Here is an 18719-nt window from a genome sequence, read left to right on the forward strand (position 1 = left end):
CGACATCGAGAACGGAATCACGTCCGTTCCGCTTTATGCAGTGTTTATGATTAGGTGATAGAGAAAGGCTAATAAGCAATAGACCGCAATGTTCGGAAGATTCTTGATAATCTAGAATGTCTTAAAATATTTATCCACGAGAGCATCTTTCGAAGAGCGATCCTATCATTTTGGCTCACAAATTATGCATTTCCGTTACCATAACAACAAAAAAATGTATATATTCCTTAACAATCAGGAGAATTATATGAGCGCATTCGATCAAGTCACAAATACTCAAGCTCGCCCACTACCAGTCATCGTTTTAGCCGACACTAGCGGCAGCATGTCCGTTGATGGAAAGCTAGATTCGTTAAAGAAATCGCTTATAGATATGATTAAGTCATTTAAAGGGGCTACAGCATCAAATCTTGAAACCGAAATTTATGTTTCCATTATTTCATTCGGCAATAATTCCGCAACAACAATTATCGAACCTAAATCAGCAAGCGAAATCGCAGATAGCCCATCATTTCTAAATGCGATATACGCAATGCAAGCAAATGGAAACACACCACTAGGTCTCGCATTGACTAAAATTTTAGGCATGCTTGAGCATCGTGAAACATACCCATCTCGAGCCTACCGTCCATTCTTGGTCCTAGCATCAGATGGTCATCCTAACGATAAATGGCTAGATCCTCTAAACAAGCTTCTTACTAGCGAGCGAGGAAAAAAAGCAACACGTTTAGCGCTCGCTATTGGAGCCGATGCAGACGAACCCATGCTAGAAAAATTTACAAATAACAAAAAAATTCCTGTATTTAAAGCAAATAATGCAAACGAAATTCGGGAATTTTTCAAATGCGTCACAATAACAGTGGAAGAAGTGTCTCAATCTCCAAATCCTGGGGAAATTACCGAAGCCGAAGTCATAAAAATAGCCAATAACGTTGGCTTAAAAATTGCTAAAGATGCTGATGATTTTTTCGAATAATAAGGAATAAACATGCTTTCCGAATTCCTAACACGTTTCAAATGGAAACTGTTAAGTGCATCCGTTCGCGGGCCAGGTCATATCAGAAATAATTTACCAAATCAAGATTCCGCATTTGTCGGTTTTATCGGGAAATATCTTTTAGTCATGGTCTGTGATGGACTCGGTTCACATAAACATAGCGAATTTGGAGCAAAAATACTTTGCCAAATTTTTCCAAATTGTTTTAAAGAATGGAGTAAAGTCAAACCACATAATTTCGATGATTTTCTAAGGCTTTTGCAAAGCAAATGGCTCATGCATGTAAGAAAATTTGGGGTTGATTCGTGCGGATGCACTTGTCAATTCGCTATGCTAAACTCTAAGGGAAAAGGATGGGTGGCACAACTAGGCGACGGAATGACATTGATAAGACACAACAAACAAATAACCAAATTTACCGAAACAAAAGAAGGTTTCGCCAACGAAACAATGGCCATGAGCGATAGTTACATACTCCCATATTGGCGTACAAGCAAAATTGATTTATCCAATCAGGGAGATCGGTTACTAATAATGACGGACGGAATTAGTGAAGACATTCTACCACAATCTGAAGATAAATTCATCTCTATTTTCGACATGTTCTTTATTCAATCAAAAAGAGCAGGACAAAAAAAACTAACCAAAGAATTAATCAATTGGCCAACGCCACATCACACAGACGATAAAACCATAGTCGCCATCGAACGCAGGTAAAAAATGGGTTTGACAACAGAATTCTTAGAAAAAGAACAAATAACACAAGTTGAAACAGAAAATTCCGAAATTTTCGAACTAAAAGACTGCATTGGTGAAGGTGGTCAGGGCGCCGTATTTAAAACACAACGAAAGAATCTTCTTGTCAAATTAAGCATTTCAAGAGACAACTCTTTAAACAAAATCAAATCTATTTATAGGCGCTATAACAATTTAAGGTGCAGGCGAGATTTTCCAGCCTATCTAGCAAAACCTTTATGCGAAATCGCACCTATAGAACGTAACGACCATATCATATATGGCTACGTTATGGAACTTATGGAAGACATGGTATCCATAAACAGTCTCTTTCGAAAAAATAATGAAAATCCCCTAGAATACATTAACCGAATGGGCGGCATTCGACGAATGTACACAATTTTACGTAAGACTGCAGAAATTTTAGACAAAATTCACTCCTCAGGTTATTGTTACGGAGATCTCAATCCAAATAACGTTTTTGTATCTAGTGATACAAACTATAACGAAATTCAGTTAATTGACTGTGACAATCTCATGATAGCCTCCGAATTTGAAGGAATGATCTATTACCCTAATTATGGAGCACCCGAAGTTGTAAAAGGATTATCCTCAAACAATGCTATTACAGATACATGGAGTTTTGCGGTTCTTGCATTTTACACCTTACGTCAAGTATTCCCATTTAACGGACTACTGGTAACCGAAGCCAATTCTCTAAATCTGTCTCAAATGGAAGCAAAAGCTAAATTTGCCGAATTGCCCTTTATTGATGATGAACAAGGTGATAATAATCCTCCATCAACAGCATATCCAATTGACACAATGGAAACTTCGGAATTAAAAGAGCTGTTCAAACAAACTTTCGAAAAAAAACAAAGTCCTAGGGAAAGACCAGCTTTATTCGAATGGATCGAAGCATTACAGCATGGTGAAAATAGTTTTGTCATTTGTGCATCATGTGGAGCCCACTATTTAAGGCATAAAGCAAATAAGCAGTGTCCGTTCTGTGATAACACTTCTCTTAAAGCATGCGTCGTCATCCAAGCATATGTTCAGCATGGAAACTACGTAGAATTATGCGGGAAACAGACTATCATCACGCAAAATAATTCAGCGATTATCGAAATTCCCTTTAAAGAATATCAAATGCTAAAAGTAGAAATGTCGTTCAACAATACAGATCATAAAATCATTGTTAAGCAGTTAACTTCAGAAGAAATACCTACAAAATGGGTCATTGAAAGAATCACGGCAAAGGCAAAAACAGCAATTCTTCCTCCAGAAATGCCAATACGTTTCTCAGCACAAGATGGCATTGATAACTATCTAATTTTTCCCTCATACACATTTAAAATCGACAACAATGAAGAAGAATTACACGAAGCAACAGGAATCATAAGATTCAAATATAGAGGAACCAATGGTTAATTTAGAACTATACAATATAGCCTCTAGTTGCACATCCGAATCTAGTTACATGGATGTTGACTTTGATAATGACGCTGTAATTAATAAATATGATGTATTAGAATACACATCGGGTGGATACTTTGTAAATATTAAATCTCGCAATATAAGATTATGGCCAAAGATCGACAACGACTTATTCCGAGACAGCTCTCTTTATATCATAGAATCACTAACAGAAAATAATGATTTCATCACAGCAACACTAATACATTGGTCTTTTGGAGCTCCGACTATCCTCGGTGAATCAGATCAAGAATACGATATTGTTGTAACAGAAAACTTATTGGAGAGATTACCTAAAAATTTATACGTTAAAAAAACAGAACAGTTAATCGAATGGCTTAATACAGAATTTTTATTCAAACTTAATAACGGGCAATCTGTATTCCTACGCATCATAAACGGCAACAACGGACTCGATGGATCCTGGCTAGGTCGTAACTGGATTGCCATTATTAACGAAAAAAAGATTACCAATAGAAACGGAACTCAAAATTGTTTTGTAATTGAAGGTTTCAAAAAATCGCCTCAAAAAGCCCTAAACATTCAAAAAGGCATTGCTAACATAAATTTTGTAAGTGAAAAAGATGCTATAGAAGCAAACCCCATATTCAAAGCACAATTTGCACTCAGTTCATCCGACCCTAGTTCCATCATAAACCTTTGGAAAAAATATAATGATATTGATGAAAAATTTCTTCTAGAACAACAAGAAACATCAGGTATTTTGCGTGCAGATAAAATCACAAAGCGCAATGACGGGAAAATCTATGCAACAATACAAAATAGTTCTGAAAACATAGAAAAATTCAAAAACGTCTATGAAGCACTCAAAGAAGACTACTACATTTCTGTAAGTTCTTCATCTAACAAAAGAGATTTACCCATAAAAAACGTCTATTTCAACAGTGAACAACGAACCATGCTATGGGATTGGGCAGAAAAAGACAAAATTCCACACGAAAAATTAAACAACGCTTTAATTAAAATAGACTTCAAACCTTGGGCAGTTCAGGCTAAAAGAAGAAAAGAAGCACTTGAAGCCATTCGTTCTAGAAACATTCCCATACCGGCCATCACAGATTTATTAAACGAGTCCGCACCTTTTACATTTAGCTCTACACAACCGAAAAGGATACCAAGCGACATAATATTACGCAAAGCTTTTGGGAATAACGAGCCTAATGAAGCTCAACTACGAGCTCTTAAAATTTGCCTAAGTTCGCCTGACATTGCCTTAATTCAAGGACCTCCGGGAACAGGCAAAACAAGCGTTATCAGAGCCTTGCAAAATGTATTACAAAGTGAAGATGCAAAACACAAAAAAGCAGTTCCAAGCATTCTCCTAACAAGCTTCCAACACGTTGCGGTAGATAATGTGGCTACAGGGAGCAAAATATGGGGGTTACCCGTTTTTCGTTTTTACGGAGCTAAAAAAGATAAGGAACAGATTTTCGAAGGCTTAAAATCATGGCAAGAAGAAACCGCAAAAGTCGTTGACAAACAAATCGAAAATTTAAAAGTCGATGACAAATACAATGATTATGAGCACATCATTTTCATGTTGCATTGCGTAAAAGACGCGGAAAACGCTTATGAAATACGATCGTTGCTTAGTGAAATTTTAACATTGGCAGAAAAGGACAGTTTTCTTTCAACTGACGAAATTTTAGACATTCAACAATGGAAAAAAAAATTTTCAGCAAGTGAGAAAAACGATACATTTTACAAACTACTTATGGGGATTCGCATCACACCGACTAGTTTTGAAGACGATGGAGCGGCAAACATAAAAAAACTACTAGATTATTACGATCTCAGAAAAGAGTTTCTCAACTGTCCAACACTAGAACAGGAATACGATCATATAAAGAGTTTTATCGTTTCAATTCCAAGCAAAGAAGATTATGATTGGTTAAATGAATTTCGTAATAAAAGCATAAACCAAACCAATTCTAACTCAATTCGGTCTTCTGACAAAACATTATTTAGAGCTCTTCAGAAATATATTGAAAAAACACTCATTCCAAACATCGAAGAACGAATCAAACATAACGACATTCATTTAATGCAGATATTGAACGAGTATCGTAAATCAGTCGAATTCAAGTCAATTCGTAACGCTATGATGAAATACGCGGTAACGTTCGCCGCAACAACACAACAGTCCAAAAGCGACGCTTTCGTAAATCTACTTGGTGACGAAAATTTTGGTTTCGATTATGTAATTGTAGATGAGGCAGCAAGAGCCAATCCTTTAGACCTATTTATTCCAATCACTCTAGCTCGAAAAAAAGTCATCTTAGTCGGAGACCACAAACAATTGCCTCAACTCGTAGACCAAGACATCCTTGAACAAATGCAACAAAGTGATGATGAAAAATTACCCGATAACTTACAGCAATATATGGATAAATCCCTATTTGAAGCATTATGGAATTATCTCAAAACAGACTGTAATGACGGAATTAACAGAACAGTAACATTGGATTGCCAATACCGTATGCCTCAAAAACTAGGCGATTTTATCAGCACCAATTTTTACGGGGATAATAAAATCAAAACAGGAAAAAAATCCAACGACTGCATACATTTCAGTTCCCGCTATAAAAAAAGGAACGGAGAATGTATGTGTGCTGCATGGGAAGATGTAGACGGAAAAGAATCTGGTCGAACCAGTAAAGAAAACAGAGCTGAAGCAGAACGTATTATAACACGATTAAAAGAGCTAATTCAAGAAACAAAAGAATCCATCGGAGTTATCGCCTCCTATAGTGCACAAGTTAAACTTATAGAGCAAATGGCTAAAGAAGACTTGAACCTTAGTGAAGCTATTAAACAAAAACAACTAGAAATCGGATCTATCGATGCATTCCAAGGCAAGCAATTTGATATCGTATTTTTTTCAGTTGTTCGTAACAATAATCAAGGAATTTTCGGTTTTTTGACCATGAATAATCGTCTCAATGTAGCCTTTTCACGTCAGAAAAAACTATTGGTTGTTGTCGGAAGCCGAAAAATGTTTAGCACAAGTAAAGCTTGTGAAAAAGTTTCAGCATTGAATGCTTTTATCAGTCTTGCTGATTCGGAGGTCTAAAATGAATGTAGGATCTTTATTTTGCAATGCCGATTTCCTAGAAAAAGAAAACCTATCGAGACTGTATTTTGCATTACCCGTAGTAGCATGGGATGTTATACTTGAACAAGCCGCAATTCCTAGCAACTACTTTTCAGAGCTGATTGTCAAAATTTTAGGTGTTGGAGACAAAACAACTTCAGAACTACATAATTTGACCAATCTCGACGAAGGCTTAATCCAATATATTCTTACATATGAATTAAAAAACATAGTTTCAAAAACAATTAATGGTTGGCATTTAAGAGAAAGTGTTGAGTCGCAAGTTGTAGAAATAAAAAAAATAAGAATTACCATATTGCAATCAAAAATAACAGGACGTTTAATACCGCATCCTGTACATCGAAACGCATTAATGTCATTGAACTACGATGTAAACGAAAATGGTTATCCATTAATAAAGGGAGGATCCAAAGGAAAGCCCTTTGAAATCCGACCATTCAAAATCAATCCAATTACAAACGAGTTACCCGATATTAGCGAACAAGATATTTTTGAGATGTGGGATGAATATGAATCCAATGACAGTGACATAGCATTATCAGACTATAATGGAATTAAATCAGAATACATCAATCCTCCAGAAAAGATCCTTTCCATCACGAAACGGATTGGAGAATCAAATTCCTGTGATTATCTTTTAGTAAAAGTTACCAAAATCGCAGATGACGAGCACTTTGAATGTATAGATCTTCTTGAACCGACTACGAATATTCCCATGCAATTTCTTGAAACGGAACTAACGAGAAGCATGGATATAGACGAAAGAGTTGCAATTCGATTAGGATTAAAAGAAATCGAAATTTCTTTAGATTTTAAGGAAGCCATTAAAGCAGAGTATCCAAGATTCAGCGAACGCGTTATTGACGAAATATGCAGGTTTTTAAGTCTAAAAAAAGAAGTCCTTGAAGCAGACAACGATGACGAAAAAGACGATGTTATTCTAATACGAATGCAGACTATGTACGAAGGCCTCCTTAGAGATAGAGACGTAGATTGTGAGTCGGAACTCATAAAGAAACTTACCGAAAATGAAAAATACAATCAAAAAAAAGAACGTTCTTTTGAACTAGGGGTTGGACTAAATCGAAAAAATCTAAAACTTGATCTTGAAATAATTAATCAATTCATAAACAAAAAAGTTTGGCAAGAGATGAAAAGAAAGGAAGCCTCCTTAAAATCCTTAATTCTTAGACATCTCATGACACACTTAAAGCCACATCAAATAGATTCCCTATTTATATCCCAGCTCGTAAAAAAAGGACTATTCACAGAATCCATAAAATTTATTATGGACATGACCCAAATACGAAATGCTTATGGACATTTTAGCGATGAACGAAAGCGTATTCGAGATTATTATACCGATAAAAATCTTTCCGATAAAGAATCATTACAAGAATTCTTTAAAACTATCGAAAATCAACTTAAAATTTTAAATGAGGTTTACTAATGGGTAAAAAAAATAAAGCAAAAAAGGATAATGGCAACAACAAGACAATCTCTCTCGCAGGATTGAAAGACATCTTCACCAATGCAAAAACTATTGTTGATTCAGCACCCAAAGACGCCAATCTAGACGTACAGACAAAAATTGAAAATGTTCAATCAGACATCAAAACAATTTCTGATATAGGAAATAAATTGTCAGATGATGAAAAGAAAAACTTCGAACAGCTACTCAATGATCTAAAAAGTGCAATAGAAGCATATAAAGAATCGAAAAAAACATTCGACACCAACACAGCCGAACTTGGAAATTTCAAAAAAACACTGGACAATCAGAAAAGTAAGCAAGAACAAAAAGAAGCAGATCTTAAAGAATTCCAAGAAAGTCTTAAAAAGCAAGAATCCACACAAAATACAAAAGAATCCAAGCTTTTTGCCTGGGAAAATGAGCTAAAAACTAAAAATACAGAAATCGGAACAAGAGAAATAAACGTATCGAAAAAAGAAGCTGAAGCTGATGCCGGTTTTCAAGCCAAAGCATTAAAATGGGAAAAAGAATCGGTAGACAAATTCAACAAAGAAATTGAATCCATAAAAGCCAACCTAGAAAGCGAACGAGCTAGGTATATTGAAGTAAAAAAAAATCTTGAAAAGGACCAAGAGAAATGCCAAATAGAACTTGAATCATACAAAGAAAAAAAATCTGCTTACGACGACGCCAAGACAAATTTGGAAAACTATTACAAAGAACAATTACAACAAAAAGAAACGGAACATCAAGATGAACTAAACAGAATTCTTGATTCCAAGAAAAAGCTACAAGAGCAATTAAATCAGTTTAACGATATTCGAGCTGAATTGGGAGGAAAATCAGCTTCAGAAATCAAACATTTGATTGAAAAATACCGAGAAGAAAACGCAAAACTTCAACTCGACATTCAACAAACAGGTAGTGCGGAATACCAACAAGCCCTTGAAGAAGAACTTCAGAAATGTAAAGACGAATGTGATTCACTTATTATAGAAAAAAATCAACTAGAAGCAGAAAAACGTCAGTTAAGAAAAAAGATTGTTGATAATGAAGGTTTAATAGCATTAAACAGAACTCTAGAAACACATAAAAAAGCATTAGAAGCAGCACAAGAACAACTTCAAAACAAGCTTGACGAACTGACATCCAAAGACGCAAATAAGGAAATATTCGCAGAATTCAAGAGTATCGATAATAATTGCAGTATAGAATACAGTAATTTCACGCACTCTGATAAAAACCTCAAAACATTTATCAATGCAATTGGTTACCGACTAACACAATATACCCCCCATTTATTCTATACCCCAGAAACCCTGCAGCTATTCGTTGGAGGCCTCGCTATGAGCCGTCTCATTTTACTCCAGGGTATTAGTGGTACTGGTAAAACAAAACTTGCACAAGCATTCGCATCAATCGTTGGAGACAATATTGAAAACTCAGCAACAACCAACAATCAAGAAAAATGCAGTTGTATTGTTCCAGTGCAAGCTGGTTGGCGTGACAACCAGGATTTACTTGGATATTACAATGCTTTTGAAAAGAAATTCTACGAAAAACCATTCTCTAAAGGACTTTACACTGCATCTACACCATCATTCAAAGAAAAACTATTCTTTATCATTCTAGACGAAATGAACTTGTCTCATCCAGAACAATATTTTGCCGATTTTATTTCTGCAATGGAACAAGCTAATTCTGTAAGTGATAAATTTGAAGTTGACTTACTTTCAGGCATTTCCAATGAAATCATGGAAAAGAAAGAACTTTGGCCAAAGTATCTCAATAAAGAAAAAATCATAGTTCCATCCAATGTATGGTTTATTGGAACCGCAAACCATGATGAAACAACCATGGAATTTGCAGATAAGACATACGACCGAGCCCATGTTATGGTTATGGAAAGAAATACTCAACGACATCAATACCATGAAGTTCAAAGAGGGGCCGCACACTGGTCGGCCTCGGATTTAAGAGAAGCTTTTGTCAATGCTCAAAATAGCCAAGATGGGAAAAATCAATCAGATTGGGTAAAAAACAAGCTAGAAACACTAAAAGATATATTAAAGAAAGAGTTTGATGTATCTTTTGGAAATCGCCTAGAACGACAAATAGAAAACTTTGTACCCGTAGTTTGTGCGGCCGGAGGAACACAAACAATGGCTCTAGACCACTTAATCGCAACAAAAATTGTCCGTAAAGGAAAAATAACAGGATTATTCGGTGTACAAAAGGAATCTCTAGAAAATCTTCGCGATGAAATTCTTACAGGAATAGGTCTGAACGAAAATTCACAAACAATCAAGCTTCTAGATCAAGACATCACTGCTAAAGATCGAGGAAATTAATGTTTGATGTTTTCTTACAAAAAGAAACGGATTTAGAACATCCGGCATGCGGAGGAATCTTCTCTAAAAAAAGCCAACCCCTAAACAGAGAAGATCTTCTGTTTCATTTTTCTGAAAACGAAATAAAAGATTCCACTCCAATTCCGCAAGAAATAATCAGTGCTTTCACGCTTTTAGTGAATGATGAAGAAGGATTTTTCGCATTATGTGATGACCCCCAAAAAATGGATCGAAATCGACTAGAAAAATATTTACAAAGCGATCCGGAAAAAGTATCCCATAAGGATCCTCTAGTTCACATGAAAGAAATCATTTCTCGACCAATTTTAGACTTAAAAGAAGACGAAATCAAACAGCCAACCAGTCGTGTAAAAAAATTTGCTTCACGAGCACTAGATTATCTAGCTAGTCATTCTGAGGACTGGAGAAACAAATCTTTTGTGGGTGTACACCCACAACGTTTATTATCGTTAGTTCGTGAAGACAAATGGGAAACATACGAAAATAGGCTGCTATATACACTTTGTCAAATACTAAATACCTTGATTAATCAACGTCTTCATGAATTAAAAAGTGTTGATGATGGCTATGGAGAAATCCAGAAATATTACGAAGTTGTAAACAATCTTGACTACAATGGAATGTTATATGAAGTTAATAAATATCTAACAAATTACAGCAGTGAAAAGGTCGATAAAAGTAGAGAACAACTTAAAAAGACCATTGCTTTTCTCGAACATATTCAAATGGTAATCCATTCTTTTTGGAATTCACAACTCTTTAGAAATTTAAAGAGAATTCCTAATATAGAAGTAGATATAAATCAGTTCATTACAACCAACATTCTAATGAATAATCAACACTACCTATATTTGCCAAAGGTCCAAAAGGTTATTCTAAATTCATGTTCAAAGGCACTTTCTAAAAAAGAAAAACAAGAAGAACAAAAGCTACTATTAACAAATGAAATTTATTATGTTAAACGCTGCATCGACAATTTTAAAAGTGAATATAATTTTTGTTGGGATATTATTAAGCCAACAACGTCAATAAACGAATTTGAAATCATTCTCGAATGCAGCAACAAAAAATTACGTTTCTTTTTTGCAACATCGAATCCTTCTGAATCATACAAGCATCAACTAAAAAATAATCATGGCAACAATAATGAAATTTCCATTCTAATCTACCCTCAAGAAACGCCTTATCTCAAAGAAGAACAAAATCAAAAACAAACTATAGATACAATGCTTTCCATATTTGGACGGCAGTTGCCCCAATATGGAACATATTCTTCTGAAAATTCTGTAATCGGAATATCACCACAATCTGTATTTTCCAAACTAATAATACAGAGAATTTTACTACAATGGGCTTGGTCATTAACAATAATCAAATTTCCATTTGAATTGCCCCAGACTAAATTTCTCGAAAATTTTGTAAAAAGCAAATACATATTCAAAAAATATGACGAATCTGAATTTCGGAAATTTATGGAACATAAATGCCAGTCAATTTATAAAAAGAACGAAAAAATAGAACTAAAAAAGGCACAAGATAAAGAAGTCAGAATATTACAAGAAATGAATCAATTAGTCTCAACCGCTTTAGAATGCCCTTGTTGCAAAAAATTTGGTAAATTAAGTGATGGGGCTACAATTCTAAATTTTATGATAACGTGTCCTAATTGTGGTTGTAGATGGAGCCGTAACAACAACACGACAAAGTGGATAAAAGGAGACGATTCAAAAATATATGGGAAATTTGAAAGCTTTGAAATAAACAAAACTCCTTAAAACTAGAAACACCTAAAATAGTCAACCTATTTTAGGTGTTTTTGCTATTAACCCGCCCCTACCCTTTGTACTTTATCACAAGCATGGTAAGGTCGTCGCTCTGCTCTGCGCCATTCACAAACTCGGACACTGCATGCGACATGGTATCCAGCAATTGCTGCGGTCCCGCAAACGCAGGTAACTCGCGATTTTTGTCATCAGCATTCATTCCACCGTCGCCACAAATTGCGCTTTCGACTCGCTTCAATCCAAACAGCTTTCCATTTGCGTTCATGGCTTCGGTGAGGCCATCCGTATAAAGCAAAATCATATCGCCCGCAGCGATGACCGATTCCTGGACATTGTAATTTTTTTCTTCCATGACCCCGATAGGGATATTTGCGGTAACATCGAGATATCGCATATTACGTCCAGTAATGATAATGGGCTTTTCATGGCCGGCATTGCAGTAGCTCAGGCGCCCCGTTGCAAGGTCTAGCACACCAACAAAAAGCGTTGCAAACATTCCCGTCGTATTTCCACGACTGGCCATCGTGTTCATTCCCATCACAATGTGAGATGGATCATCGACTTTAGTTGCAATCGTGCGGAACACGGCCTGCGTCATCGACATGACAAGTGCCGCCGGGATTCCCTTGCCGCAGACGTCACCGATATTGAAGAACAGCTTTCCATCACGCACAAAATAATCATAAAAATCGCCACCCACCTGTTTTGCCGGGACCTGACTACCAACGATATTCAGGAATTCGCTTTCGGGCAGCGGTGGCGGAAGCATCGCCGTCTGGATAGCGTTTGCAATGCCGAGTTCCCTATTCATCAAATCTTTTTCGGCACTGACTTTGCTCAGCTTACGAACGCTGAGAATGCTACGATACATGATAAAGCCAAGCACCACAAGTCCAATCAGCTGGAAGATTATGACCGGAATGAGAGAGCGCTGCTGGTTATCGTACAACTGCACTGCCATCGAAGAGAGTTCGCGCATTGGGACATCGGCGCCAATAACGGCAACGACACGTCCTTGAGGATCGTGGACTGGCCGCGAGAATGTAGACATCAGCGCCACGTAATAGCGGCTCATGTACGGTTCGCTCCAAGAACCGTTGCCATGCAAGCCCTCGCGGTACCAAGTGCGTTCCGTATAATCAAACCCAATAACGGTGTCCTTAATTTCGTTGGTCGCATCATCTCTAAAAGTAAAGTATCCATCGCGAAGACCGTCGCTCCCCACTCGGTAAGCAAAATCAACGCCGACAATTTCAGGATGGTTCGCAACCACTCGTTGCAACGCCATGTGCAATGAATCTTGCTGTTGTGTATCGATTAGACGTTCTACTTCGGGCAGCACAGCCGCAATGGCGGCCTCGACTAATTCCTTGACTTCAAAGGTCCGGTTCGCAGAAGTAAGGTCTTGCTTAGCCATTTCCTTAATTTGTGCGGTAATGGCACGGCGTGTAGAAATGTACTGCACAGCGGTCGTCAGTTCGAGCAACAAAGCAGCAACGACGAGGACCGTTACGCTCCGGATTTTTGTATGGCGGGATGTGTTCATAATACTGCGCCCCTCAACATGCTAATCTTGTAGTTTTATAATATATCTTATTTAGGGAAAAATTGTAATTTGGGTCCCAATTTTTATTATAAATGCTGATTTAGAACACACTTTTTGGTCCCAAAACGCCATTTTTACGATTTTTTAAGCTAGTCCAAAAGCCCGCTATTTTGACGTTGGAACACAAAATAATATATCAAACTCCAGGCGCCCCACACGACGCAAAGCGCCATACCAATATAACCCACCGCATAAACAGCGGAGGCAATTTCATCGCATTTCAAAAGCAAGCCCGTTTCTGAGAGGATAAAATTCCAGTCGTGAAATCCGTAAGGGGCTTCGGCGCCGGTGCCACCGCTAATAAGCGTAAGCTTCATGGGGAGAGCATCTTCGATGTAAGGCGCCACGTCTATCAAGTTTTCGAACGCCCACCAAAGAGCAATGGAGGCTCCGAACAAATCGCGGGGCTTAACCCACAGCGCAAAGCAAAACACGAGCGGCATAATGGTCTGGAAAAGCGAGCCGCCAAGCGATGTCAGTACGGGCTTTCCGAAGATTCTAAAAACGATGTGCCCCGTTTCGTGAACGGGCAAATTCAAGTTGTGCAAGAATTGCGCAATCCAGGATTCATAGCCACCAGCAAAAGCCTGCAAAGTAAAAAACGACATTGCAAACAACAAAACAACACGGGCCGCGAAAAAATTATTGCGCCCGAGCGGTCGCGGCAACAAAACGAACTGCACCCAAGCAGGCCATTCTTTAGGCTCGTTCAGCCAATCCAGAATTCGGGCAAGTAACGGTTTCTTTTCGTGTGGGACAAAGGTCATAAAAGTAACGATAGTAATCTTTGTAACAAGATGCGCCGAGGACCCTTATTTGTTATAAATTTCTGGCGACTGGCTGTAGAATCGACGATGCGTGAAGCTGTACCAGAGATTCGGATTTTCGTAGATGCGTTCTTCAAGCCACTTGTTGAATTTTTCGAGAATCCGCGGGCCTTCCACCTCAATCGCATGGAGCACGCGAACTTTTTTTAAAGATGCGCATTTCAGAGATGCATCTTCCGGAGATGCGCCGCGCTCCTCCATCCAGCAAATAAATACGGGTGTTTGCGGACGATGCTTGAGCAGAAAATCCGGCAACGGATTCACATTCGCGGGGCGACCGAGAAAAGTTCCCGGGAGTGCGCTCGGAATGCGGGAGTCCTGATCAGAGAGCAAGCAGAAAAGTTTGCCCTCGTTCAATATGCGTATAAAGTCGCGTGGCGTCCGGGCATCCACCGAATAACTCCGGCCATCGACCGCACGGATTTTGCGTTCAAGAATGTTATTAAGCCACTTGGGCTTCACGGGTATATAACTTGCGACAAGCGGAATTCCAAGGCGGCAAAGCCACGGTCCCATCGCTTCATAATTGCCGTAATGCGCCGTCAAAAAGATTCCGCCACTCCGCATTTTTTCAAGCACCGGAATGGCAGCCTCGTCAAGAGCAAAATCCCAGCCATCCACACGACACGGGTACTTCGAGAAGTCCGCGGGCAATCGCTTGAACGTTCCAAAGCAGAACAGCAGTTCGCCCACATGACGAGTCAAGTTTATCAAGAGCTCATCGTAGTTGACGGGAGCGATAGTTGGCGCATTAGTCACGTTCAATGCATTAGACAAAGCGCCCGCCACATGCTTTACGTTCGCAAAAACAGTTTTACGCTTCCAGCCCACAAGCCTAAGCACCGCATAAGCGCCCCACGCAAAAACCGCCGCCGCTATTTTACCAAAGAAAACCATTACGGATTAAAGATACGAAAATCGAACAAACAATAACGAAATAATTTGTACTTTGAATAGGCTTTATTTCTAAATTACCTACTAGAGGTTATTATGATTTGCAATAATACGCAAAGCGCATTCTTTCTAGACGAGCCAGAGAACGTCCGACGCGGCAGAAGCGCCATTATATGGTCTTTCATATTCCTTGTTTTTACAATAATTGCTTGGGTTTCCATCGAAGTCTTAATCCAATTGCTCAAAAATTACACAAAAGGATCCTTTACTACTGTAGAATCCTTTGCTTTTTGTTTTTCCAGTCTCGCTATAGCATTCTTTCTCATAGTCTTTCTTTTATACGCCTACAAATTCAGTATATGGATTTACTACGCCGTAAAGGAACAGAACCAATACACCACCACTGAGCTCACCCCACTAAAAGCAGTCTTACTCGGTATCGTATTAGGTCCTTTCATTGACGCATATATTTTCAAGGACTTGTTCCATAAGCAAAACGCGACGCTCGAGAAATACGGGATTAAGCCGGCCGTTCTTCCAGAATGGATTTTCGCATTCATCATTGTCACTACGTTTCTCTCAATCCCAGCGTGCCTCTCGTCCTTATTCTTCCCCGGAAGACTCGCCCTAGTTGTATTGACCACCGTGATTTTCGCCTCATACATAAAAGTTATGCAGGTCATCATAGCAAACGGGCGTTCGTTACAACAAAAGCGATTCGACGACTTACTAGACCGCAAAGTGGAAGAAATCTTAAAACAACGCGAAAATTCCTAATCTCCTTTTACTACTATTATACATACTATGAGTGAAAATTGTCTTTTCTGCAAAATCATCAAGGGTGAAATCCCTTCCAAGAAAATCTACGAAGACGACGATGTGTTCGCCTTCTATGACATCGCCCCGCAGGCTCCGGTACACTTTTTGGTCGTGCCGAAGCGCCACATTGCAACCATCATGGACATGAAGCCGGAAGATTGCGAACTCGTGGGTAAGATGCTTTACCGCGCACAGCTCATCGCCAAGGACTTCGGCCTCGAAGAAGGCGGTGCACGCTTTGTGTTCAACTGCAAGGCTGATGCCGGTCAAACCGTATTCCATATCCACCTGCACGTCGTTGGCGGACAAGAAATGGGCTGGCCTCCGTTCCCAGCGAAGTAATCACGGCATAAAAGCCGCGAACTTATGATCAAAACTCGCGCTATAGTTCTGCACCGCTTTCCGTACAGCGATTCTAGCTTTATCGTCAAGGCACTTACGGAAGAAAGCGGGATTGTCTCGTTTATCGTGAAGGGCGGAAAGAAAAAGGAATCTCCGTTCCGGGGAGCCCTTGATCCGCTCGCGTTAAGCGAAGTCGTTTTTCGCCAAAATCCGAATACCGATTTGCAGTTCATCAAGGAAGCAACGCTTTTGGACTGGCGGAAGAACTTGCGCAACGATTTACTCAGCCTTGCAAAAGCGCAGGTCATGACCGAAATGATTTTGCGTTACGCACCGCAAGGCGTCCCCCTGCAAGAAGAATTTGAGCGATTGGAGCAAGCCATCCGCGAATTGGATGAGGTTACCACCGAAAAGTCGCGCATCTTTGCGCAGTGGCTACTGGACACCTGCGACATGTGGGGCTACAATCTTGACCTCACCACTTGCAGCCGCTGCGGTCGCACTCTCGAAAAGCCAGCCGCAGACTTTTTCCCCGAAACAGGCGGATTCGTATGCCAAGCATGCCTCGGTGTCGAGCACCCGCGTGCACGATTAGAAACGCTCAATGGGCTTTGGGCGCTGCAAACAGGCGACAAAATCGAGCATCCCGAATTCACCGAAAACGCGCTCCTCACCTACCTGCGCCACCACATCGGATTTTTAAAAGAAATCCACTCCATAAAATTCCTGAACGAGACACGAAAGCTGTTTGGTCAGTAGCCAATGGTCATTAGCGATTAACCATAACCAATGACTAACAACCAACAACTAGCTACTAAATAGCCATAACTTTACACTATTTGTATATTTGCCCATAGTTGAAAAAGTTTAAGTGAAGAGGTCATCATGTTAACACCAGAAGATATCAAAGCAAAAAAATCCAAGCACGAAATGATTTCCATGATCACCGCCTACGACTTCGCTTTCGCAAATATTGCAGAAGCCGCCGGAATTGACCAGATTCTCGTAGGCGATAGCCTTGCAAACACAATGCTCGGTTACAAGAGCACCCGTGAAATCGGCATGACCGAAATGCTCATCTTCACAGCAGCCGTCTGCCGTGGCGCCCCAAACACTCACGTAGTCGCCGACATGCCCTACTTGAGCGACAAAGATCCGCAAACCGCTTACGACAACGCCCGCCGTCTCATGGATGTGGGAGCCTCTAGCGTAAAAATTGAAGGCACACCCGCTGGCGTTCTCGAATTCTTGCACGAAAAAGGAATTCCCGTCTGCGGGCATCTTGGACTTTTACCGCAGACCGCAGAAAACTTCAAGCAGAAAGGCCGCACCGAAGAAGAAGCTCGCGCCATTGAAGAAGCGGCCAAGTTTGTAGAAGGACTTTGCTTCGAAACCGTTCTCGAGCACATTCCCGAAGAACTCGGCAAAAAAATCACCGACGAAATCAGCATTCCCACCATTGGCATCGGTGGAGGCAAGTTCACAGACGGTCATGTTCTCGTGATGCACGATGCTCTCGGCATGCACCCGAACAAAATTCCGCCGTTTGCCACAAAGTTCGTAGACATGTATTCTGTTGGTGTTCAAGGAGTTAAGAAATACATCGAAAGTGTCAAGGCAAGAGCTTAATTTCGAACGAACTAAAACCTAAAATTCAAACAACATAATTAATTTTATTACTGGCAGAATCGATCTCAGAAGAGGTCGATTTTTTCTTTACATACAATTTCAATCCGACCGATTTTCCATAACAAATTTTTTCAAGAAAAAATTGAATTTTTATAAAATAATTGTTGATTATTTGTGAAAAAGAAGTTATTTTTCAGGTATCAACAAATAAATAACAAAAAAGGAAGAAAAAAAATGGCTAACGAAACAACCGCTACTAAAAAGGCAACAAAGAAACCCGCTGCTGCTAAGAAGCCGGCCGCTGCCAAGAAACCCGCTGCCGCTAAGAAGCCGGCCGCTGCTAAGAAGCCGGCTGCTGCTAAGAAGCCTGCTGCTGCTAAGAAGCCGGCTGCTGCTAAGAAGCCGGCCGCTGCTAAGAAGCCGACCGCTGCTAAGAAGCCGGCTGCCGCTAAGAAGCCTGCTGCTGCTAAGAAGCCGGCTGCCGCTAAGAAGCCTACTGCTGCTAAGAAGCCCGCTACTGCTACAAAGAAGCCGGCTACTGCAGCAAAGAAAGCTCCGGCAAAGAAGTAATCTTCTTTTTGACCCAACGATTTTGACCCGCAGACCTCTGCGGGTCTTTTTTTTATAT

The 18719-nt window shown here is 39.6% G+C and carries 15 protein-coding genes; 12 read left to right on the forward strand and 3 right to left on the reverse strand.

Annotated elements, in window-relative coordinates; all coding sequences use genetic code 11:
- The first annotated feature begins 247 nt into the window (after positions 1-247).
- The 7 genes from B9Y77_RS06590 to B9Y77_RS06620 are packed head-to-tail and all read left to right on the forward strand — an operon-like array spanning position 248 to position 11965.
- A complete protein-coding gene (locus tag B9Y77_RS06590; RefSeq protein ID WP_085490918.1) occupies positions 248-976 on the forward strand; it encodes a vWA domain-containing protein in 729 nt (242 codons plus the stop codon).
- Positions 977-988: 12 nt separating this feature from the next.
- A complete protein-coding gene (locus tag B9Y77_RS06595; RefSeq protein WP_085490919.1) occupies positions 989-1714 on the forward strand; it encodes a PP2C family serine/threonine-protein phosphatase in 726 nt (241 codons plus the stop codon).
- A gap of 3 nt (positions 1715-1717) precedes the next feature.
- Positions 1718-3163, forward strand: coding sequence for a protein kinase domain-containing protein (locus tag B9Y77_RS06600; protein WP_085490920.1), 1446 nt, complete (start codon positions 1718-1720; stop codon positions 3161-3163).
- Positions 3156-6302: a DEAD/DEAH box helicase family protein gene (locus tag B9Y77_RS06605; protein WP_085490921.1), complete on the forward strand. Its 3147-nt coding sequence runs from the start codon at positions 3156-3158 to the stop codon at positions 6300-6302. Before B9Y77_RS06600 ends, B9Y77_RS06605 begins: the two co-directional genes overlap by 8 nt.
- A gap of 1 nt (position 6303) precedes the next feature.
- Positions 6304-7794 (forward strand): hypothetical protein, encoded by a 1491-nt coding sequence (locus B9Y77_RS06610; RefSeq protein ID WP_085490922.1) that lies wholly within the window; start codon positions 6304-6306, stop codon positions 7792-7794.
- Entirely contained in the window at positions 7794-10169 is a 2376-nt protein-coding gene (locus tag B9Y77_RS06615; RefSeq protein WP_085490923.1) for a hypothetical protein, read from the forward strand. Before B9Y77_RS06610 ends, B9Y77_RS06615 begins: the two co-directional genes overlap by 1 nt.
- Positions 10169-11965, forward strand: a complete 1797-nt coding sequence (locus B9Y77_RS06620) for a hypothetical protein (protein ID WP_085490924.1) — start codon at positions 10169-10171, stop codon at positions 11963-11965. The genes B9Y77_RS06615 and B9Y77_RS06620 overlap by 1 nt, the downstream gene beginning before the upstream one ends.
- Positions 11966-12023: 58 nt before the next feature.
- Here the strand turns inward: B9Y77_RS06620 and B9Y77_RS06625 are convergent, their stop codons facing one another.
- The 3 genes from B9Y77_RS06625 to B9Y77_RS06635 form a co-directional block, all read right to left on the reverse strand.
- Positions 12024-13520, reverse strand: coding sequence for a PP2C family protein-serine/threonine phosphatase (locus tag B9Y77_RS06625; protein ID WP_085490925.1), 1497 nt, complete (start codon positions 13518-13520; stop codon positions 12024-12026).
- Between the two features lie 149 nt (positions 13521-13669).
- The gene (locus B9Y77_RS06630; protein WP_085490926.1) at positions 13670-14347 is read right to left on the reverse strand and encodes a hypothetical protein; all 678 of its coding nucleotides are present in this window, start codon (positions 14345-14347) and stop codon (positions 13670-13672) included.
- A 45-nt stretch (positions 14348-14392) separates the two neighbouring features.
- The gene (locus B9Y77_RS06635) at positions 14393-15304 is read right to left on the reverse strand and encodes a lysophospholipid acyltransferase family protein (RefSeq protein WP_085490927.1); all 912 of its coding nucleotides are present in this window, start codon (positions 15302-15304) and stop codon (positions 14393-14395) included.
- A 93-nt stretch (positions 15305-15397) separates the two neighbouring features.
- On the opposite strand from B9Y77_RS06635, the gene B9Y77_RS06640 reads away from it, so the two are divergent.
- The 5 genes from B9Y77_RS06640 to B9Y77_RS06660 all read left to right on the forward strand — a co-directional run bounded on the left by B9Y77_RS06640 (position 15398) and on the right by B9Y77_RS06660 (position 18661).
- A complete protein-coding gene (locus B9Y77_RS06640; protein ID WP_085490928.1) occupies positions 15398-16078 on the forward strand; it encodes a hypothetical protein in 681 nt (226 codons plus the stop codon).
- A gap of 27 nt (positions 16079-16105) precedes the next feature.
- Positions 16106-16462 carry a histidine triad nucleotide-binding protein gene (locus tag B9Y77_RS06645; RefSeq protein WP_085490929.1) on the forward strand — a complete coding sequence of 119 codons (357 nt, stop codon included), beginning with the start codon at positions 16106-16108 and terminating at the stop codon, positions 16460-16462.
- 24 nt (positions 16463-16486) lie between these two features.
- Positions 16487-17221, forward strand: coding sequence for a DNA repair protein RecO (gene recO, locus B9Y77_RS06650; protein ID WP_085490930.1), 735 nt, complete (start codon positions 16487-16489; stop codon positions 17219-17221).
- Between the two features lie 126 nt (positions 17222-17347).
- Positions 17348-18091 carry a 3-methyl-2-oxobutanoate hydroxymethyltransferase gene (gene panB / locus B9Y77_RS06655; protein WP_014546826.1) on the forward strand — a complete coding sequence of 248 codons (744 nt, stop codon included), beginning with the start codon at positions 17348-17350 and terminating at the stop codon, positions 18089-18091.
- Between the two features lie 234 nt (positions 18092-18325).
- Complete coding sequence (locus B9Y77_RS06660) at positions 18326-18661, forward strand: histone H1 (protein ID WP_085490931.1); 336 nt, start codon at positions 18326-18328, stop codon at positions 18659-18661.
- Positions 18662-18719 lie beyond the last annotated feature (58 nt).

Origin of the sequence: Fibrobacter sp. UWB13 (assembly GCF_900177805.1) — a bacterium.
Lineage (GTDB): Bacteria > Fibrobacterota > Fibrobacteria > Fibrobacterales > Fibrobacteraceae > Fibrobacter.